At 67.6% G+C, this 19,444-nt stretch carries 19 protein-coding genes and 1 tRNA gene; 11 read left to right on the forward strand and 9 right to left on the reverse strand.

All coding sequences use genetic code 11. From position 1 onward, the window contains the following. The first annotated feature begins 28 nt into the window (after positions 1-28). Positions 29-514: an RDD family protein gene (locus tag ACOCEP_RS17445; protein WP_482338443.1), complete on the forward strand. Its 486-nt coding sequence runs from the start codon at positions 29-31 to the stop codon at positions 512-514. Between the two features lie 65 nt (positions 515-579). Here ACOCEP_RS17445 and ACOCEP_RS17450 read toward each other — a convergent pair whose 3' ends face one another. Continuing rightward, on the reverse strand, positions 580-1,089 hold the full coding sequence (locus tag ACOCEP_RS17450; protein WP_482338445.1) for a hypothetical protein: 510 nt from the start codon (positions 1,087-1,089) through the stop codon (positions 580-582). A 549-nt stretch (positions 1,090-1,638) separates the two neighbouring features. Beyond that, positions 1,639-2,367, reverse strand: a complete 729-nt coding sequence (locus ACOCEP_RS17455; RefSeq protein ID WP_482338446.1) for a DUF4191 domain-containing protein — start codon at positions 2,365-2,367, stop codon at positions 1,639-1,641. A gap of 63 nt (positions 2,368-2,430) precedes the next feature. Between ACOCEP_RS17455 and ACOCEP_RS17460 the strand changes: the two genes are divergently transcribed. The 6 genes from ACOCEP_RS17460 to ACOCEP_RS17485 all read left to right on the forward strand — a co-directional run bounded on the left by ACOCEP_RS17460 (position 2,431) and on the right by ACOCEP_RS17485 (position 6,950). Then, positions 2,431-4,518: an ATP-dependent DNA helicase UvrD2 gene (locus ACOCEP_RS17460; protein ID WP_482338448.1), complete on the forward strand. Its 2,088-nt coding sequence runs from the start codon at positions 2,431-2,433 to the stop codon at positions 4,516-4,518. Positions 4,519-4,734: 216 nt separating this feature from the next. After that, positions 4,735-5,001, forward strand: a complete 267-nt coding sequence (locus ACOCEP_RS17465) for a hypothetical protein (RefSeq protein ID WP_482338449.1) — start codon at positions 4,735-4,737, stop codon at positions 4,999-5,001. Between the two features lie 167 nt (positions 5,002-5,168). Continuing rightward, positions 5,169-5,552, forward strand: coding sequence for a WhiB family transcriptional regulator (locus ACOCEP_RS17470; protein WP_378445138.1), 384 nt, complete (start codon positions 5,169-5,171; stop codon positions 5,550-5,552). Next, positions 5,549-5,800, forward strand: a complete 252-nt coding sequence (locus ACOCEP_RS17475; protein WP_482338450.1) for a hypothetical protein — start codon at positions 5,549-5,551, stop codon at positions 5,798-5,800. The genes ACOCEP_RS17470 and ACOCEP_RS17475 overlap by 4 nt, the downstream gene beginning before the upstream one ends. Before the next feature lie 104 nt (positions 5,801-5,904). Continuing rightward, complete coding sequence (locus tag ACOCEP_RS17480) at positions 5,905-6,774, forward strand: class I SAM-dependent methyltransferase (RefSeq protein ID WP_482338452.1); 870 nt, start codon at positions 5,905-5,907, stop codon at positions 6,772-6,774. After that, the gene (locus tag ACOCEP_RS17485; protein ID WP_482339751.1) at positions 6,768-6,950 is read left to right on the forward strand and encodes a hypothetical protein; all 183 of its coding nucleotides are present in this window, start codon (positions 6,768-6,770) and stop codon (positions 6,948-6,950) included. Before ACOCEP_RS17480 ends, ACOCEP_RS17485 begins: the two co-directional genes overlap by 7 nt. Before the next feature lie 4 nt (positions 6,951-6,954). Here ACOCEP_RS17485 and ACOCEP_RS17490 read toward each other — a convergent pair whose 3' ends face one another. From ACOCEP_RS17490 to ACOCEP_RS17505, 4 genes are all read right to left on the reverse strand, one after another. Then, complete coding sequence (locus ACOCEP_RS17490) at positions 6,955-7,116, reverse strand: hypothetical protein (protein WP_482338453.1); 162 nt, start codon at positions 7,114-7,116, stop codon at positions 6,955-6,957. Then, complete coding sequence (locus ACOCEP_RS17495) at positions 7,107-7,892, reverse strand: hypothetical protein (RefSeq protein ID WP_482338455.1); 786 nt, start codon at positions 7,890-7,892, stop codon at positions 7,107-7,109. Before ACOCEP_RS17495 ends, ACOCEP_RS17490 begins: the two co-directional genes overlap by 10 nt. A 115-nt stretch (positions 7,893-8,007) precedes the next feature. Further along, the gene (locus tag ACOCEP_RS17500) at positions 8,008-9,348 is read right to left on the reverse strand and encodes an ABC1 kinase family protein (protein WP_482338457.1); all 1,341 of its coding nucleotides are present in this window, start codon (positions 9,346-9,348) and stop codon (positions 8,008-8,010) included. Between the two features lie 77 nt (positions 9,349-9,425). Beyond that, positions 9,426-10,460: a hypothetical protein gene (locus ACOCEP_RS17505; protein WP_482338458.1), complete on the reverse strand. Its 1,035-nt coding sequence runs from the start codon at positions 10,458-10,460 to the stop codon at positions 9,426-9,428. A gap of 163 nt (positions 10,461-10,623) precedes the next feature. Between ACOCEP_RS17505 and ACOCEP_RS17510 the strand changes: the two genes are divergently transcribed. Continuing rightward, on the forward strand, positions 10,624-11,187 hold the full coding sequence (locus tag ACOCEP_RS17510; protein WP_016331633.1) for a M48 metallopeptidase family protein: 564 nt from the start codon (positions 10,624-10,626) through the stop codon (positions 11,185-11,187). Between the two features lie 6 nt (positions 11,188-11,193). Here the strand turns inward: ACOCEP_RS17510 and ACOCEP_RS17515 are convergent, their stop codons facing one another. Next, a complete protein-coding gene (locus ACOCEP_RS17515; protein WP_482338460.1) occupies positions 11,194-12,543 on the reverse strand; it encodes a zinc-dependent metalloprotease in 1,350 nt (449 codons plus the stop codon). A 203-nt stretch (positions 12,544-12,746) separates the two neighbouring features. Here ACOCEP_RS17515 and ACOCEP_RS17520 point away from each other — a divergent pair, with 203 nt between their 5' ends. Next, positions 12,747-13,751, forward strand: coding sequence for a YlbL family protein (locus tag ACOCEP_RS17520; protein ID WP_482339752.1), 1,005 nt, complete (start codon positions 12,747-12,749; stop codon positions 13,749-13,751). 129 nt (positions 13,752-13,880) lie between these two features. Here ACOCEP_RS17520 and ACOCEP_RS17525 read toward each other — a convergent pair whose 3' ends face one another. Next, complete coding sequence (locus tag ACOCEP_RS17525; protein ID WP_482338461.1) at positions 13,881-14,429, reverse strand: PPA1309 family protein; 549 nt, start codon at positions 14,427-14,429, stop codon at positions 13,881-13,883. A 156-nt stretch (positions 14,430-14,585) separates the two neighbouring features. On the opposite strand from ACOCEP_RS17525, the gene ACOCEP_RS17530 reads away from it, so the two are divergent. Beyond that, positions 14,586-17,582 (forward strand): UPF0182 family protein, encoded by a 2,997-nt coding sequence (locus ACOCEP_RS17530; protein ID WP_482338463.1) that lies wholly within the window; start codon positions 14,586-14,588, stop codon positions 17,580-17,582. 67 nt (positions 17,583-17,649) lie between these two features. Then, positions 17,650-17,723, forward strand: a tRNA-Met gene (locus ACOCEP_RS17535). Positions 17,724-17,919: 196 nt separating this feature from the next. Here the strand turns inward: ACOCEP_RS17535 and ACOCEP_RS17540 are convergent. Further along, the gene (locus ACOCEP_RS17540; protein WP_482339753.1) at positions 17,920-19,371 is read right to left on the reverse strand and encodes an FAD-dependent monooxygenase; all 1,452 of its coding nucleotides are present in this window, start codon (positions 19,369-19,371) and stop codon (positions 17,920-17,922) included. Positions 19,372-19,444 lie beyond the last annotated feature (73 nt).

Here is a 19,444-nt window from a genome sequence, read left to right on the forward strand (position 1 = left end):
GCCCGCGCCACCGGCATACCCTGGATGGGTGGCGAGATGGACCGGAGAATGGCTGCCCGGAGCCGGCGATGAGACGACGGCCGGTGGCGAGGGTACGCAGCGGTGGCGTGGTGAGCGACTCGGCTTGCCCCAATCGGGTGTCGGCTCGGTAGCGGGCGGCGGCGCGCGCCTTCTTGGGCTGCTCATCGACCTGGTTCTTGCCTCGCTGGTCACCGCCCTCTTCGTGACTCCCAGCCTTCAGGATCCGGCCGTCATGCAGACCTTCAACCTCTGGTCGGTCGGCGTCTGGGCGGTGATCACGGCCGTTCCCGCGGCTTTCTTCGGGTTCACTCCCGGTATGGCAGTCGTCGGAATCCGCGTTGCCAGGCTCGACGGCGCCCACATGGTCGGAGTGTGGCGTGCGGTGGTGCGTGGGGCACTCACCTTCGTGATCATTCCAGCCGCGATTCGCAATATCGACGGGCGAAGCTGGCTCGATCGGCTGACTGGAACCGTTGTAATCCGCATGCGGTGACCGCCGGTGGGGAGCAAGGGACCTTTGCTCTCTCCGGAGGGAAGCGACTGTCGGACCGGCAGCGATCAGGCAGCAGGTGCAGCAGGAACGCTCCCGAGATCCGGAGGCGGCCGTTGCCGGGCGCGGTTGTGGGCTGCTCGCAGCTCTTGGATCACCACCAGTGGCTCGTCACGTAGCCGGCCAGGACTTACCTGGACGACGATGAGGCCTGGAGCGGCGAGGGCCTGCATCTCGGACACCTTGTCCGGCCCGAGGGCGACCTCGTCGTAGCGGACTTGCAGCGCGACGCCGACCCGCGGCCACCAGGCATCGGCGATCCCGACTACCTCTCCGTCCGGAGTTCGTAGCTCTGCCTTCCACTCGGGTTTGGGTAAGCCGCTGCGCTCGACCGCAGATTTCAGCCACTGATCGACGGCGGAGTTGACGCCGTCCTGGAGAGAGTTGACGACTATTCGAGGGAGCGCGGAGCCGATCGTGCTGGCCTGGGCCAGTTCGTCTCGAAGTTCCTCTGGAGTGCAGAGCCCGCGATGGACAGCGTCGTGGATCATCGCCCGCACCGACTCGAGTTCGTCCATACGGCGGGCAGCATCGATGAGGGCTCGGGCTAGAGGAGCGACAGGCAACCCATCAATCTCCACCGGCTCCGGCAGATGAATCGTTCGTTCTACGACTGCGAAACCCCAGGTGGCGACCTTGCTCCGGTGAGGGATCAGGGTGTGCGCCCGTCTTTCTGGCGGGAGTCTTCGGACCCCGTACAACCTGGCGGCCTGTATCCCGGTGAGCATCGCCTCCGGCCCCGCGTGCGTCAGCGCGACCTTCAAGAGCTGGTGTCTGGTCGGCGTGGCATTGGTCAGGAGGATGACGCCAGGGATCGGACGGCGCCACGGGCCGCCCTCACGGCAACGGCGCGAGATCGAGGAGTGGGAGTGCCCAAGGGCGACAAGTTTTGCCCGGGCGGCCACGCCGTCCGGGAACATCGCTGCCAGCGCCCTCTCCCGGGCGCTCGAGGTTCCGTCCACACAGTGATCATGCGACCACCCACCGACAGTTTTCCTCCGGAGACGAATCAGGGGTCATTTGCTATCGCACGCGGCGGTAGCAAATGACCCCTGATGCTCGTTTAGTCAGCGGCGACGGATGGTGCGCTGGACGTTGCGCATCTTCGCGCCGGCGGGCATCGGCCCCTTCGGCATGGCGGCGCCGCGGCTGCCGAGCGCGGCCAGCTTCGCTTCCAGCGCGTCGACCTGGGCGGGCTTGAGGTTGCGCGGCAGCTTCATCAGGTAGCTCTGAAGCTTCTTCAGCGGCACCTGCTGATCTTCGTTGCCGATGATCACGTTGTAGATCGGTGTCTCACCGATCAAGCGGGACACACGCTTCTTCTCCTGCGCGAGCAGGGACTTCACGCGGTGCGGCGCACCCTCGGCGACAAGCACGACACCCGGACCACCGAGAACTCGGTGCACGGCGTCGAGCTGGGTGGTGGCCGCCACGGTCGGCGTCACCTTCCAACGGCCACGCATGTTCTCGAGCGCCCACGCCGCGGCGCCCGGCTGCCCGTCGGCCTTCGAGTACACGGTCTTCTGGACCCGCCTGCCGAAGATGATCACAGCGGCGAGCGCGCCGAGCAGGATGCCCAGCGGCAGCACGACCCAGTGGACGTCGAAGATGAACCCGATGCCGAACACGACACCGGTGATGACCAGGAGCGATCCGACCATCCAGGGGATGAGCGCCTTGTCTTCCTTGCGCTGCATCTTGAAGGCTTCGAAGATCTGCCCGCGGCGAGCCTTGCTCGCGGCACGCTTCTCCTTCTTGGCCAGCTTCGCTGCTTCCTTGTCCTGCTTTCCCGCCATGTGACCAGGATACGGCTGCGTGCCCTGCGCCGAACCCGGCGGGCACTCTGCGAGGATCGGGACGTGGTTAGCGCATCGTCCCCGAAGAGTCGTCCAGGCCTGCTCGATGGGCTCGATCCCGAGCAACGCGCCGCCGCCTGCGCGCCGAGGGGGCCGGTCTGCGTCCTCGCCGGAGCAGGGACCGGCAAGACCCGGACGATCACTCACCGCATCGCCCACTTGGTCCGATCCGGCCACGTCGCCGCTGGTCAGGTCCTCGCCGTCACCTTCACGACCCGCGCCGCGGGCGAGATGCGCACCCGTCTCCGGGGGTTGGGTGTGGACGCCGCCCAGGCGCTCACCTTCCACGCCGCAGCCCGTCGTCAGTTGCGGTATTTCTGGCCACAGGTCGTCGGGGACCGGCCTTGGGAGCTGCTCGAGAACAAGTTCCGCTACATCAGCCAAGCCGCCAACAAGGCCGGTCTCGGCACCGAGACGGAGCTGCTGCGCGACCTCGCCAGTGAGATCGAGTGGAGCAAGGCCTCTTTGGTATCGCCGGACGACTATCCCGCGGTAGCCGCACGGACACAGCGGGACACCCCGGCGCCTGCCTCGCAGGTCGCGGAGGTCTACCGCAACTACGAGAAGGTCAAGAACGCGGCACAGGTCCTCGACTTCGACGACCTGCTCCTGCACACCACGGCCGTCCTCGAGGAGCACACGGTGGTGGCCCAGGAGTTCCGCGAGCGTTATCGCTGCTTCGTCGTCGACGAGTACCAGGACGTCACCCCGCTACAGCAGCGGCTGCTTGACGCCTGGCTCGGCGGCCGCGACGACTTGACCGTCGTCGGAGACGCCAACCAGACCATCTATTCGTTCGGCGGCGCATCTCCCCGGCCGCTCCTGGAGTTCACGCGCAGGTTCCCCGAGGCGACCGTCGTGAGGCTCGAGCGGGACTACCGGTCGACTCCGGAGGTCGTGGCTCTCGCCAATCAAGTGATCGGTGCCGCGCGCGGCCGTCCTGCGGGGTCGAGGTTGAAGCTGATCGGTCAGCGTCCTTCCGGGCCTGCCCCGCGGTTCGCGGAGTATGACGATGAGACCGCTGAGGCCGCGGCTGTCGCGCGCAGGATCCGTGACCTGCTCGACAGCGGAGTGGCGGCCAGCGAGATCGCGGTGCTGTACCGCGTCAACGCTCAGTCCGAGGCCTACGAGCAGGCTCTGGCGGAGATGGGCATCCCATACCTGGTCCGCGGCGGTGAGCGGTTCTTTGCCAGGGCCGAGGTCCGGCAGGCAATGTCCGCGCTGCGGATGGCGTCGACCGACGCGTACGCCGGCGAGCTGGTGACCCGTGTTCGCTCGGTTCTCGCGAAGGTGGGGCTCACCGACCAGCCCCCCGCCGGAGGCGCGGCGAAAGAGCGGTGGGACGGGCTTCTCTCGATCGTCGAGTTGGCCGAGGAACTGGCTGCCACGGTCGAAGATGCGGATCTTCCTCGATTCGTTGCGGAACTCGAACAGCGGGCGACAGCGCAGCATCCACCGACGGTGGAGGGCATCACCCTGGCTTCGCTTCACGCGGCCAAAGGCCTCGAATGGGATGCCGTGTTCCTCGTGGGGCTCGCCGAAGGGACCATGCCGATCCTTCACGCCGACGGCGACGACGCCGCCATCGAGGAAGAGCGTCGCCTCTTCTATGTCGGCGTCACACGAGCTCGAGAGCATCTCTCGCTGTCGTGGGCCTTGGCCAGGACGTCGGGAAATCGCCGTAATCGGCGACGCAGCAGGTTCCTCTACGGGCTCATCCCCGAAGACCACCCTGCGGCGCGGGTCGCCCGATCGCAGCAGCCGAAGCAGTCCGGAAACAAGGCTCGGTGCCGCGTGTGCGGCGGGCCGCTGCTGGAGACACTGGACATCAAGCTCGGCCGATGTTCCCGGTGCCCGTCCAACGTGGACGAGCAGCTGCTCGAGAAGCTGAAGTCCTGGCGAGGTGAGCGCTCGCGCGAGCTCAAGGTGCCGGCCTTCGTCGTTTTCACGGACGCGACTCTGGTCGCCATCGCCGAGCAGCGGCCCACTGATGACACGGCGTTGTGTGCCATCTCCGGGATCGGAGCGACGAAGCTCGAACGTTTCGGAGCGGAGGTGCTCGACGTCGTGCGGGCCTCGGTGGAGACTTGACCGCGTTCCAGGCTGGATACACGCGGCGAACCTGCTGCTCAGAGCCGATCTTCGCAACTTCGACGGATTTTCCGGAAAATAAGTTGCCCCGGTGTGGCCGGGGGCAATAACCTGCAGGTACCGGGCGGGAAGCGCCCGGTCTGGGGAAGAACATCTACAACACAGCGTAGACCGCAGGGCGGTTCGCGCGCGACAGAGAAAGGTGGTGCCGGTGAAATGACGATCAACATGATGCTCACGAACCCTGGCACCCGTCTGTCTTGCGTCGCGGAAGTCCCGCAGGCACAGCGCCAGGGCACCTTCATGCCCGTGAGCATCCTTGCCGCCCGTGGCACTCAGCGCCTCAACCGGCGCTGGGTTACCGCCGACGAGACCTTCACGCACGCTGCCGCCTTCGGTGGAGCGTACGTGAACGGTGGCGTCGATCTGCCGGTCATCAAGCAGTTCCGTGTTCCGTTGTCCGAACGGGAGCGAAGTTCCTGACCTAGTCAGGACCAGAGGCTCACGAAGGCCGCGGAACCGGTTACCGGATCCGCGGCCTTCGTGTTTTTTGCTGCACAAACAAGTTGGCTGCACAACCTAATTGGGGTTCAGCGTTGTCCAGTTCCACCGTGAGTACGAAATCCGTTACGGCACAGAGGAGTGCACTTATGTCATCGGCCATAGCTTTCGCGCCGGGGGAGGCCCTGCCTTTCGCCGACGCAGGCGTCGTCGACCTGCTCGACGCCATCGACTCGCCCGAGTCGATGCTTCCCTGCCGTTCGGGCGACGCGGACCTGTGGTTCGCCGAGTCGCCGGCAGAGCTCGAGCGCGCGAAGGCGTTCTGCGCGGACTGCCCGGTCCGTTCCGCGTGCCTCGCGGGCGCGCTTTCGCGGCGTGAGCCGTGGGGTGTCTGGGGTGGCGAAATCTTCGAGCGCGGCGTCGTCGTCGCACGGAAGCGGCCCCGTGGCCGCCCCCGGAAGAACGCGGTCGTCGAGCCCGCCGCCGAGGCTCGCCCGGTCGCGCGCAAGGTCGAGCGGAGCGCTGCGGCATGACCGTCGAACTCATCACCACCAGGGATTACGAGGCGCTGACGGGAACTCACGCGCCGACCGAATTGCACGAGATCAAGGTCGAGGAGACCAGCGAAATGTTGCTTTATGAAGAACTGTCCAGGGCCCGAATACGAGACCTCGAGGAGGGAGTCCGCGCGCAGCGGGCTCGGAGTGGCCCACGTGCCGCGCGCAGGTGGACCAAGGTCGCCCGCTGGGCGACCCGGCGAGCCGAGCGTTTCCAGGCCTGACCACTCAGGGGGAGCGGGGGACCTTTGCTACCGCGCCGCGGTAGCAAAGGTCCCCCGCTCCCTTTTCGGGCGTGGTGCGGCTCGGCGTGGTGTTCACTGGAGGAATGGCCGTACACACGCATGACGACATCGACTGGTCTGATCGGCTTCGCTCGCTTCGCATGGCCGAGGCACTTGACGCCGAGCCGATGCGGGCGGCGGCTCGGCGGCTGCTGGAGACGATGCCGGACGGGCCGACCATCCTCGACGTCGGCTGCGGCGCAGGTGGGATGAGTGTGCTCTTCGCCGAGGAGCTCGCCGCTGCCGGCGCCAGGATCGTGCTGGTCGACGCGACCGAACATCTGCTCGCCGAAGCGCACCGAGCCGTGAGCGCGGCCGCTGGGGACAGGGCCGTCGTCGAGACGGTCCACGCCGACGTAGCCGACGAAGGGTTGCCCGGCAAGCTCCCCGCCGCCGATCTTGTCTGGGCTTCCCGCGTGGTCCACCACCTGCCCGATCAGCAGGCGGCCATCGACACCCTCGCCCGGCTCGCCCGCCCCGGCGGGCTGGTCGCCATCTCGGAGGGCGGCCTGGACTTCAACTGCCTCCCCTGGGATCTCGGCATCGGCCGCCCCGGACTCGAGGAGAGGCTGCTCGCCGCGCGCGGCGAATGGTTCGCCGAGATGAGGGCAGGAATCCCCGGCTCGGTTTCCATGCCCTACGGCTGGAACATCGCGCTGCAGCGAGCCGGCCTCGTCGACGTCGATTCCTTCGGGGTGCTCATCCACCACCCGGCGCCGGGCCCGGAACTGCTGCCCGAGTTCGTCATCGAACGCGTGACCTGGCTGAACGAGGTCGCGGGCGATCGCCTCGGCGATGACGACCACGAGACCGCGGCCGCACTGGTGGATCCGGCGAACCCGGCCTTCCTTGGCGCTCGCCGGGATCTCTTCCTGCAAGGGGCGAAGACCATCCATTGTGGACGGCGATCGTGAGTGAGCAGGTCACTTGCTCGTTGTGCGGCCGGATCCGCGGTGGCGACGAGAAGCCCGCGCAGACACTCGCCTGGGCTTCCACCCGCGAGAAGAACGCTGTGCGCTGGATGTGCCCCGCCTGCGCTCGCCGCCATACCCGTGACATCGAAGGAAAGCTGCCGGACGAGTATTGGTGAACCCTCAGGCGGCGTCGATCCGGCCGATCGTGCGGACCTTCGGCCTCGGCGTCCGCGTCGCTTCGGCGAACGCCCTGACGAGCTCTTCCGCGACTTCCAGCGGGACCTTCTTCAGCTGGTCGATCGTGCAGCGGACCAGTACGGTCCCGGTCGCGGTCAGCGCCAACGGGTGGAAATTGGCTGTGCCCTGTTTCGGGGCCCGGAATTGCCACGCCATGCCGATGTCGTCCCACCAGGCGTCGGCGGTACCGATGGGGCGCCCTCGTCTGTCACAGAGCGTCGTGTTCCACGACGGAGAAGGCAGAGGGCAGCCGCTGAGGACCTTCTTCGCCAGCCCGTGCGCGTACGTCTCTTCGGGATCGACGCGTCGCAGAGCCGCTCGTACCGCGCGGAACCTCGCCGGTTGCCGGAATCGAGCTCCTCGCTGAGTTCGTCGAGCGTGCACAGCCCCCAATAGAGCGGCAGCGAGATCAGCTCGTCGATCCGTGTGGGGTCGAGCTCCAGCCGGGCAAGATCGAGCGCCGCCCGGGCCGGCGGGGCGAACGGGACGCCGTCGATCATGGTCGGCGACGGCATCCGCGTGGTTCTTCGCGGCAGCATGCCCGGTTCCGCCGGCAAGCGCCGATAATCGGGGACGAGCAGGTGGACCTCCCGTGTCAGCGGGCAGTCGACACCTCGTGCGCGTAGCGCGTCGGTGCCTGTCACCACGACCTCCGGCCCGAACCGCGCGACAGCGGCTTGCAGCAGCTGAAGCCGGGTGGGCGCGGAGTCGCGCAACAGGATGACGCCGGGCATCAGCCTTCGCCAAGGGCCGCCCGGGCCGCACAGCTTCGCGGCATAGCGCGCGGTGACGCCCGCCTGCCGCAGCTCGCGACTGGTGATGATCCCGGATTCGCTGGTGTTACTGAGCGCCATGAGTCGGGCGCTTCGTGTAGTGGTCATGATCCGAGGATGGACGTTGCGCCGACCGGGTGGAACCACTTCCGCCAACTTGTGGACAACTCGCCGGGACGGACCCGTTTTCGGCTCAGTCGCCCCGTTCCCTGTGGATAACTTCTCAGGCCGCGAAGCCCGGCTGCCACCGTTCGACGATCGCCCGGGCGGGGATCTCGGCGTCGAGCTGACAGAGGATGCCGGTGGATCCGGCGGTCACCCGGTGGATCATCAGGTACTCGGGCGGCAGGTTGAGGGAACGGCCGATCCGGAAGTCCCGGCCACGGGTGTCGCCGACCCGGCCCGCCTGCCGCTGCATCCAGCGGCGGGTGAAGTGGAACGTGTCGCCTGCCAGCGGTTCGGTGAACGGTGCCAGGTACGCGAGCACGTCGTCGGCCCGCAGATCCGCGTCGCCCCGGATGAAGCCGGACTCCCTGAGCAGCCGCATCAGTTTCGCGGACTCACCGTCGAGCGCCAGTCTGGTCATCTCGCCGAGGTGCTGCGGGATCCCCTCGGGCAGCCGCGACACGCCTCCGAAGTCGATGACGCACAACCTGCCGTCGGCGGTCAGCATGAAGTTGCCGGGATGCGGATCCGAATGCAGGAGCCGAGCTCGTTCCGGCGACGAATAGTGGAATTCGGTGAGCAGGCGTCCGGCGCGGTCTCGTGTCTCCTTGTCACCGCCGGCGATGATCTTCGACAGCGGGGTTCCGGTGGCCCACTCGGTGACGACGACCTTCGGCGCGCTGGCGACCACGCGGGGGATCAGGAACCCGGGGACGCCTTCGAACGCCTTGACGAAAGCTCGCTGGTTCTGCGCTTCGGCCTGGTAGTCGAGCTCTTCGTTCATCCGGTCGGCGAGTTCCGCCAGGAGCGGCTTCACCTCGGTCCCCGGTACGAACGCCTGGAACAACCTGCTGAAACGCTGGAGCTGCCGGAGGTCGCTCCGCAAGGCGTCGTCGGCTCCGGGATATTGCACCTTGACCGCGACCTCGCGGCCGTCGTGCCAGGTCGCGCGGTGGACCTGACCGATGCTCGCGGAGGCGGCGGGCTCGTCGTCGAAGGCCGCGAACCGCTGCTGCCAGGTGCGCCCCAGCTGCTCGGCGAGGACCCGATGGGTCTGTCTGGTGGGCATGGGGGGCGCGGCGGCCTGAAGCTTCGTCAGGGCCTCGCGATAGGGCTTCGCCATCTCGTCCGGCACCGCGGCCTCGAAGACGCTCAGCGCTTGGCCGAACTTCATCGCGCCGCCCTTGAGAGTGCCGAGGACCTCGAAGAGCTGCTCCGCCGCCTTGGCCGACAGCGTCGCGTTGACCTCCTCAGCGCTTTGCCCGGTCAACCGCCTACCCCAGCCGCCGACCGCTCGCCCCGCTATACCCAGCGGGATACTGGCCAGCTTCGCCGTTCGCGCGGCCCCGTTGCGGGGGATGGCGGCTTCACGGTCCTCGGCGTTGCGGGAGTCGGTCACCTTCGCGATTCTGCCTTGATTCACTGCGCCCGCGCAGCCTGTTGAGGGTGTGCGTGTGGGCTACGTCGCTCGCCGTATCAACGAGCGCCGCATCCGCAGCCGGTGTGCGGCGGCCAGTCGCGATGACGGATCTTGCCGTCGAAGAAGTCGATCTCCAGCGTGGCGTTCCACGCGGGCGGCGCCTGATCGCTCGGCGACAGGAGCCTGAGCGCTTGTGCGGCGGCGAGCGCGGCGCAGGCCTGAACGGAGCCGAGATCGGCTTGCTGCACCCGGCCGACGAGCTGGCTCGCCACCCTCGGCCAGGAATCGTCGCGGCCGGCCCGGTGCAGGTCGGCGCAGCGCAGGCAGCTGCTGCGGCCGGGCACCACCAAAGGTCCCACGATCCCGACCCCGTCCCGGACGCGGACCGGCAGGTGGTTGATCCCGTCGCGGACGAGTTCGTCGACCACCTCGGGAGCGGGCACCACGGCGTCGGTGAGCAGGGCGAGTTCCGGCCGGCGGTCCGAGTAGAGCCGAGTTGTCACGGTGCTCGCCCTGGTGCGGCGCACGACCTGGGCCATCGCGTCGCGGCGCGGCAAGCCGACTTCGGCTTCGGTGTAGCCCGACCCCAGGTCGGCTTCGAGAACCGTGCCGGAAGCCCGGACGTCGATGTGCCCGACTCCGCCGTTGGCGAGCAGGACGGCGATGGCCACCGCGAGTCTGCCGTCGCCGTGGATCGCCACCGCGGTGCGCTTGCGGCGGGCCGTCATGGCCGTTTGATGGTGACGGGCGCGAAGCGACCAAAGCCCTGTCTCGGCTCTCGGTCTCGGGTGCCGGTCGGACTGGCCGGCCTCGGTCACGAGCCCCCGGGCCGTCAGGTCCGTCATCAGGTCTCGCAGCTGTTCGTCGTGTTCGCTCTGCGCGAGCACGATGTCGTCCGTGGCCTGTTTCCCGTCCAGTCCGCGGAGGGCTTCGGCCACCTCGGTGGCGACACCGGCGATCACCACGGCGTGTGCGGGGTCGAGGCCGATCTGGATCTCGCCGTTTCCCCGTTCCAGCACATCCAGCCCCGGAAGCAGGGTGGGGAAGGCGGGAAGGATGATCGAGCGAAGATCCGGTTCGCGAAGGTTCATGATCGCAGGATCGCACTCACCGACCGCTTGCCCGCTCGGAAAAACGCTAGTTATCCACAGGTTGGCCCCGTTGTGGACAACTGGAGGCTGTGACCTTTCGACTCTCGGAGTTGTCGGTGACTGGCCTTACCGTGGTCGAGTGGTCGAAGCACGGACGCCCTCGTTGAGGGGCCGGGACACGACGAATCCGTCGGACACTCCCGAACACAAGGTCGAGGTACGGCGTAGCCAACGCCGCCACCGGACCGTCACCGCGTACTGGGACGAGGACACCCTCGTCGTGCTGATCCCTGCCCGGATGACCCGGGCGGAGGAGAAGCACTGGGTTGCCGAGATGCAGCGCAAGCTGCTGCGCAAGGGCCCGAGGCAGGCCGCGCCGCCCAAGGCGTCGGACGAGGCGCTGCTGGCACGCTGCGCCGTGCTCTCGGCGAAGTATCTGGATGGGAAGGCGATACCCGCGAGCGTTCGCTGGGTACCGCCGATGAGGACGAGGTGGGCGTCCTGCACGCCGGTCGACGCGACGATCAGGGTCAGTGATCGCCTGCGCCGGGTGCCGGGATGGGTGCTGGACTACGTCCTCGTGCACGAACTCGCGCATTTGAAGGAGCCAGGGCACAACGCGGCGTTCTGGGAGCTCGTTCGCCGCTATCCCAAGACCGAACGCGCCATCGGCTACCTGGAGGGCCTGTCCTCCGCCGCCGGATGGGGCATCGCGGCGGAGGACTGACGTGCCTCAGTTCTGTTCTTCGTCGCCCGTGGGCTTGTTTTTCTCACGCTCGGTGCGTTCGATCTCGGCGATCGGGTCGATGCCTTCGAGCGTCGACTCGCCATCGCCGAGACGTTCGGAGAAGTCGAGCGGTTCGTCGAGGTCGTCGGCGGTCGGCATCAGGTCGGGGTGGGACCAGAGTCCGTCCCGCTTCTCGATGCCGTGCTGGTCGCCGACAAGCTTCCACAGCGAGGAAGCGGCCCGCATCCGCCTGGGCCGGAGCTCCAGCCCGACCAAGGTGGCGAAGGTCTGCTCGGCGGGGCCACCCGTTGCCCGGCGGCGGCGCAGCGTCTCCCGGAGCGCGTCCGCGCCCGGAAGCCGGTCGCCGATGGCCTCGGCGACCACGACGTCGACCCACCCCTCGACCAGCGCGAGCAGCGTCTCCAGGCGGTTCAGCGCCGCCTTCTGCTCGGGCGAGGTCTGCGGTTCGAGCAGGCCGGACGACATGGCCTCTTCGATGCTGGCCGGGTTCGACGGGTCGATCTGGCCCGCGAGCTGTTCCAGCGCCGACGTGTCGACGGAGATGCCGCTCGCGAACTCCTCGACGGTGGCCAGGAGCCGCTGCCGCAGCCACGGGACGTGGGCGAACAGCCGCTGGTGGGCGGCCTCGCGTGCGGCGATGAAGACCAGCACCTCACTGGTCGGCAACTCCAGGCCCTCGGTGAACTTCTCGATGTTCGCCGGCAGTAGCGCGGAGGTGGCCGCGGGGCCGAGCGGGAGGCCGACCTCGGAGGAGGTGAGCACTTCGGAAGCCAACTGAGCCAGAGCGTTACCGAGCTGGGAGCCGAAGGCCATCCCGCCCATCTGCCCCATCATCGAGAGAAGCGGGCCGGCGGCCTGTTTGGCCTCCTCGGGCAGGGCTTGGACCCACGCGCCCGAGACCTGCTGGGCGACGGGGTCGCAGAGGCGCTGCCAGGTGGGCAGGGTCTTCTCGACCCAGTTACGCGCGGACCAGGCGACCGTGGTCGTGGCTCCGGCGGGCAGGATCGTCGCGGCATCGAGCCACAGCTCCGCCAGATGGGCGGCGTCACGGACGGCCGTGCTCGAGTCGCCTCCGCTGGACGACGAGAAGCCGAGCTGGACGTCGGCGCTTCCGCTGCTGCTGAGGTTCTGCAACGCAATCTGTTTCGCCAGGTCATAGTTGACCGGCCCGGTCGAGCTGCCGGCCTGGCTGAGCATCTGGCCCAGCTGGCTGAGCATCTGACCGAGCTGATTGAAGGCCTCGGCGCCGGAGGGCTGGCCGCCGGAGTCCGACGGCTCGTTCTCGCCTCGTTTGTCGGGATCGGGCGGTCCGAAGCCGAACGGGGGTTTGCTCATGGCACCACCGTACGCGGGTCCTGGGATTCACAGCTCGTCAAGTGGAGTGATGAGCGTGGCCTTCACCGAGAAGCGAACACGGTCACCGTACGCTGTCACGCGTGACAGAGCCCTCGGAGGAGACCACAGGAGCGCGGAGCCGTGCGGGTTCCGCGGGTGACCAGGACCGCTCCGAACGGCGGCTGACCCGGCGCGGCTGGACGCTGCTGGTCAGCGGCGTGCTGTTCGTCGTCTTCGCGCTGGTCGGGTTCTTCATCCCCGTGCCGTATGTGGCGATCAGCCCCGGGCCGACCTACGACACTCTCGGCAAGGACGCCGCCGGGCAGTCAGTGATCCAGGTCAACGGGCACGAGGTCTTCCAGACCTCCGGCGAGTTGCGGATGACGACGGTCTCCTTGCGCGACGGTGGCATCACGCTGTTCAACGCGCTCGGGCTCTGGGCGAGCGGCCGGTACGCGCTGGCGCCGCGAGAGGAATATTTCAAGCCGGGCGAAACCAACGAACAGGTCCGGCAGGAGAACATCCAGCAGCTGCAGGACTCGCAGACCGCCGCCCAGGTCGCCGCGTTGCGCCGCAAGTTCCCGGTGAAGGTGCTCGCGAAGACGATCGTCTCCGGCAGTCCGGCGGACAAGGTGCTCGCCCCCGGCGACCGGCTCCTGGTGGTCAACGGGAAGACGGTCACCGAGGCGACCGAGGTGCGGGCCGCGCTGAACGGGACGAAGCCCGGGCAGACCGTCCAGATCACCTTCAAATCCGACGGGCAGGCCGAACGCACCGTGCCGCTCACGCTCGCGCAGCGGCCCGATGGGCCGGAAGGCTTCATGGGCCTGACCGCGGTGGACCGTGCTGACGTTCCCTTCGACGTGAAGATCTCGCTACAGGACGTCGGCGGCCCGTCGGCGGGCCTGATGTTCGCGCTCGCGATCGTCGACAAGATGGAGCCCGGCGACCTCGCCGGTGGCAGGCATATCGCCGGGACGGGCGAGATCTCCGAGAAGGGTGACGTCGGCGCGATCGGCGGCATCTCGTTCAAGGTGGTCGGTGCTCGCGAGGCCGGCGCCACCGACTTCCTCGTGCCCGCGCACAACTGCGCCGAGGCGAAGACGTCCGCGCCCGAGGGCCTGAACCTGATCAAGGTGTCCACCCTGGACGAGGCGATCACGCAGCTCGACAACCTCAAGGCGGGTAGGCCGACCGCCTCCTGCTGACCCTCGGGGGAGCAAGGGACCTTTGCTACCGCCTCATGGGTCTGCTTGAAAAGAGCAAGGGACCTTTGCTATCACTCGCCGCGTGGCTGGGCAGGCGGTAGCAAAGGTCCCTTGCTCTCTTTCTGCAGGTCAGGGCAGCAAGGTGGCCTTCAGGGCTTCCAGAAGGTTGGGCGCCAGCTCCGGGTTCTCGATGATCTCGTCGACGGGGACGTCACCGGGTTCGGACGACTGCCCGGCACCACGAAGCCGCATGACGCACGCTCCGGCACCATCGCGCAGCACGGCCGCGACGAGGCGGGCTTCCGTCCGGCGCGGGTGGTCGGCGGCCGCTTGACGCAGGCGTTCGGCGTCGGTCTCGGGCACGACGGGAAGCTCGGCTTCGGCGTCCGGCGGCAGCACGATGATCTCCTGCGCGAGTGCGCAGCCCAGCACCAGATCGGGCCACGCGATCTGCGCCAGCGCTTCACCCAGGTCACCGTCGGGCAGGGCCTCCTGAGCGACCGGCGTCAGCGGAGCCGACGCGTCGAGCTGACCGGCCAGTTCGGGCTGCTCGTCCAGCAGAGCCGCGGTCGGGACCAGCGCGAACAACTGCGGGGGCTGGTCCCAGCCTCCCGAAGCGACGAACTCCTCGACTTCGCGGGCCAGCCCGGCCACGCCCTGCTGCTCACTCGGTGCCATTGGCACATCGTTCCAGGCGGTCCGGGCAGCGGCCCTCCGAGTCCGGTTTGGGCGGGTTCCGGGAACTTCTGACGGCATCCGTAGAGTTAGAGCATCAGGGGCCGCACGCGGTACGCGCGCCCCCGCGAAAAGTTCACCAAACCAGGAGCGTGTGCAGTGGCCACTAGGCCCCCCGTGAGCCTGCCGAAGCTGTCCCGGCGCAGCCGGATACTGCTCATCATCGCCGCCGTAGTCATTCTGGCCCTCCTGCTGGGCGCGAGACTGCTGGACACCTACGTCGACTGGTTGTGGTTCGGCGAGGTCGGCGCCCGGACGGTGTTCAGCACGGTGTTGATCACCCGTGTCGTCTTGTTCTTCGCCGTAGGGCTTCTGGTGGGAGGCTCGCTCGCGGTCAGCTTGATGATCGCGTACCGGTCCCGGCCCGTCTTCGTGCCGATTTCCGGCAACGACGACCCGCTCGCGCGCTACCGGTCGGCGATCGTCGGCCGGATCCGCCTGTTCGGCATCGGCATCCCGGTGCTCACCGGGCTCATCGCCGGCGCGTCCGCGCAGAGCGACTGGCAGGTCGTGCAGCTGTTCCTGAACGGCACGCGGTTCGGACAGACCGATCCCGAGTTCGGCAACGACGTCGGCTTTTACGCCTTCGACCTGCCGTTCTACAACTGGCTCCTGGGCTGGCTGTTCATCTCGGTCGTCATCGCGTTCTTCGGCGCGCTGATCTCGCACTACATCTTCGGCGGCATCCGGCTCGCGGGTAAGGGCGGCCAGCTCGCCGGCCCGACCCGCGCCCAGCTCGCCATCACCATCGGCATCTTCGTGCTGCTGAAGGCGGTCGAGTACTTCTTCGATCGCTACAACCTGCTGTTGTCGGATCGTGCCTATCCGCTGTTCATCGGTGCGACGTACACCGACCTGAACGCGGTCCTGCCCGCCAAGCTGATCCTGCTGTGTATCTCGGTGATCTGTGCCGTCGCGTTCTTCGCCGGTGCGTTCCTGCGCAATCTGCAGCTGCCCGCGATCGCGCTGGTGCTGCTGATCCTCTCGAACGTGCTCATCGGCGTCGCGTGGCCCGCGGTGCTCGACCAGTTCTCCGTGAAACCCAACGCGAACGAAAAAGAGTCGGCGTCGATCCAGCGCAACATCGACGCGACCCGTCAGGCGTTCGGCCTGACCGACGTCGAGTACAAGGACTACACCGGCAAGTCCGAGGCGACCTCCGCGGAGATCAAGGCGGACAAGGGGACCGTCCCGAACATCCGGCTCCTCGACCCGAACATCCTCAGCGACACCTTCACCCAGCGCGTCGGCCGTGAGAACTTCTACGGCTTCCCGTCCAAGCTGGACATCGACCGCTACACCCTCAACGGGGTCACGCAGGACTACATCGTCGCGGCCAAGGAGATCAAGACCGAAGGCCTCACCGGCAACCAGACGAACTGGATCAACAAGCACCTCGTCTACACGCACGGAAACGGGTTCGTCGCCGCGCCGGCCAACACCATCGACCGCGCGCTGAAGGACGCCAACTCCGACGGCGGCTACCCGATCGCCACCACCAGCGACACGCAGAACCCGGCGGGCGCCGGGTCGACCGACCCGAGCAAGCCGGGCATCAAGGTGGACGAGCCCCGGATCTACTACGGCGAGCTCGCGACCGACGCCGCGTACGCGATCGTCGGCGGCAAGGCCGGGCAGGCGCCCGGCGAGTACGACACCGCCGTCGACCGCGCCTACATCTACAAGGGTTCCGGCGGCGTGCCGATCGACAACTGGTTCAACCGCCTCGTTTTCGCCGCCGAGTACGGAGAGCGCAACATCCTCTTCTCCGACGCCATCGGCGACGGATCGAAGATCATGTTCAACCGCGAACCGCGGGACCGGGTCGCCAAGATCGCTCCGTGGCTGACGCTGGACGGCGACCCGTACCCGGCGGTCGTCGACGGCAAGATCAAGTGGATCGTCGACGGCTACACGACGATGAACAACTTCCCGTACGCCCAGCAGACCCAGCTCGGCCAGGCGACCAACGACTCGCTCAGCGGCACCACCCGTCAGGCGAACTCCTCGATCAACTACATCCGCAACTCGGTCAAGGCCACCGTCGACGCGTTCGACGGCACTGTGACCCTGTACGGCGTCGAGGACAACGAGCCGGTGCTCAACGCCTGGAAGCAGGTCTTCCCGGGGCTGGTCAAGCCGAGCAGTGAGATCTCGCCGGACCTGCGGTCGCACTTCCGCTACCCCGAAGACCTCTTCAAGGTGCAGCGGGAACTGCTGTCGAAGTACCACGTGAACAACCCCGCGGAGTTCTACGCCCAGCAGGCCTTCTGGAGCGTCCCGCAGGATCCGACGCAGGAGGGCGGCGTGAACGCGTCCGCCTCCGGGATCGCCAACCAGCCCGGCTACTACGTCCTGGCCACCGCGCCGGGCGACACCAAGTCGCGGTTCCAGCTCACCAGTTCGCTGACCGGTCTCCAACGGCAGTATCTGGCGGCCTGGATGTCGGTGTCCTCGGATCCCGAGGACTACGGGAAGATGCGCGTCCTCAGACTGCCGACAGGTGCCAGCGGGGCCACCCAGGTGGACGGTCCCGTCCAGGTCCAGAACAGATTCCAAAGTGACCCACGGGTCGCACAGGACCGGACACTGTTCAACAACCCGAACGTCACCGTCACCTACGGGAACCTGATCACGCTGCCCGTCGCCAACGGCTTCCTCTACGTGGAACCGGTCTACATCCGGCAACGGAACCAGCTGAGCTATCCGCAGCTGGCCCGGGTCCTGGTCTCCTACGGCACCAAGATCGGATTCGCGCCGACGCTGAACGAAGCGCTCGACCAGGTCTTCGGCGCGGGCACGGGCTCCGGGGTCACACCACCGCAGACCGGCGGCACCCCCGGGCCCACGACGCCTCCGCCACCGGGGACGACGACGCCGCAGCCGCCCGCCAGCGGTAACCCGGCACTCGACAAGGCCGCGGGCGACATGCACGACGCCTGGGTCAAGTTCCGCGCCGCCCAGCAATCCGGGAACTACGCCGACCAGGGTGCCGCCCTGGCCGCACTCGAAGCCGCCTCCAAGGCCTACGAGTCGGCCAAGGCGACCCCGCCGGCGTCCGGTGCGCCCCCGACCTCCGGCCAGCCTGGAGGGTGACGTCGCTTACCTAAAGGGCACCTGCTTTGCGCCTGCTCGAAACGCAGGCGTAAGGTAGGTGTCACGACGCGGGGTGGAGCAGCTCGGTAGCTCGCTGGGCTCATAACCCAGAGGTCGCAGGTTCAAATCCTGTCCCCGCTACAGAGGTAGGAGGCCCGTGTCTGCGGAAAACGCAGACACGGGCCTCTTTCGCATTTGTCCCGGGGGTCGAACCCCCGGACCCCCGCCAGGAGAGCTCCGCCCCCTGGACCCCCGGAGTAGTCGGTACTGGGGGGTGCCCGAGGTGGCGGGGGGAGCAAGGGACCTTTGCTATCGCCGGGGGAGCGGGGGACCTTTGCTACCGCGTGGGGGCGACCCAGCAGGCATAGCCATCGGGGCGGTACAGGACGGCATCCGTCGAAGGCCACGGCAGCGTTGTGACCAGCTGGGTGGTCAGACGGGGCGTACGAGCGTGAGCGCGAGCGGCATCGACGTGGGCGTGAGTGGTCGTCAGGAGCACGAAGCCGCCTTCGCGGAAGAGCGTGCTGGGACGCAGCGGGCCGGCCTCCGTCGTGACGTCCTGGTCGGTGAGCCGCGAGCCGAGCGCGGGATGCGACGTGCCGTGCGTCGGGTAGCGGATGCCGAGGCCGGAAACCATGCCCGACAGGTACCGGCTCACCTCAGGCAGCTCCGCAAGCTCGCCGAAGAGGGCGCGGAGCGCGCGAGACTCGTGCGACCGCGGAGTCAGCCCCAGCTGAGCGGCGACGTTGTGCAGCACCTGAGCGCCGACGGGGTGCCGCTCGGCCTCGTAGGTGTCGAGCAGGTCGTCACCGGCCCAGCCGCGCACGGTCGCGGCGAGCTTCCATCCCAGGTTCATGGCGTCCTGCACACCCAGGTTCAACCCCTGGCCGCCTGCCGGGAAATGGATGTGCGCGGCATCGCCCGCCAGCAGTACCCGCCCGACGCGGTAGCGCTCCGCCTGTCGCGCCGCGTCGGAGAACTGTGACGCCCAGCGGATTTCCGACACCGTCGCCGTCTCACCGTACGAGTCCAGCAGGGCCTGCCGGACTTCGTCGTGCGAGATGGCGGACCGGATGTCCATGGGGCGCGAAGCCCGATCACCGTAGATGAAGCGGTAGAGACCAGGTTCTCCCAGTGGAATCAGGCCTTTGAACGTGGTCGCCCCGGTCGGCTCGCCGACGTTCCGCATCGTTCGCCACTGTTTTTGCGCACCGGCGGGGATTTTGTCGAACAGGACGTCGGCGACCACCCCGTGTCCTTCACCGTCCACGCCGGGAAAGTCCACGTCCAGTCGTTTTCGTACAACGCTTCGAGCGCCGTCGCAGCCGACGAGGAACTTCGCGTGCAGCCGGTTCTCGCCACTGTCTGTTCGGTACCGAACAGAGACAAAGTCCTTGTCCTGCACGAAATCGATTACTTCGGCGCCGCGGACCACCTTTGTTCCTTGTGTGGCAAGCCGTTCCTCGAGGTACGCCTCGACCTCTTCCTGCGGAATCCCCAGCTGGAAAGGAAATCGAGTGTCCCAGCCGTCGTAGCCGATGGGGATCATCGCGAAATGCCCGTCCTGCACCGTCGCGAACGAACGCGCCTCGGCGCCGTCCAGAAGTCCGCGTAGCTCCAGCATTTCAGCGGTCCGCGGCTGCAGGTTCAGCGCCTTCGACAGTCCCGTGCGCTCGTGATGTCGTTCCAGGACCACGACATCGACGCCGGCGAGCGCGAGTTCGTGGGCCAGCATCAGTCCCGTCGGCCCCGCTCCGGCCACGACCACGTCCGTCCCCAGGTTGTTCATACCACTCCTTAACGACGTTAAATTGACCTGCGGCCAGCGTGCCCTTAACATCGTTAAATTGTCAAGGCGCTTC

This window comes from Amycolatopsis sp. CA-211722, from assembly GCF_056828465.1.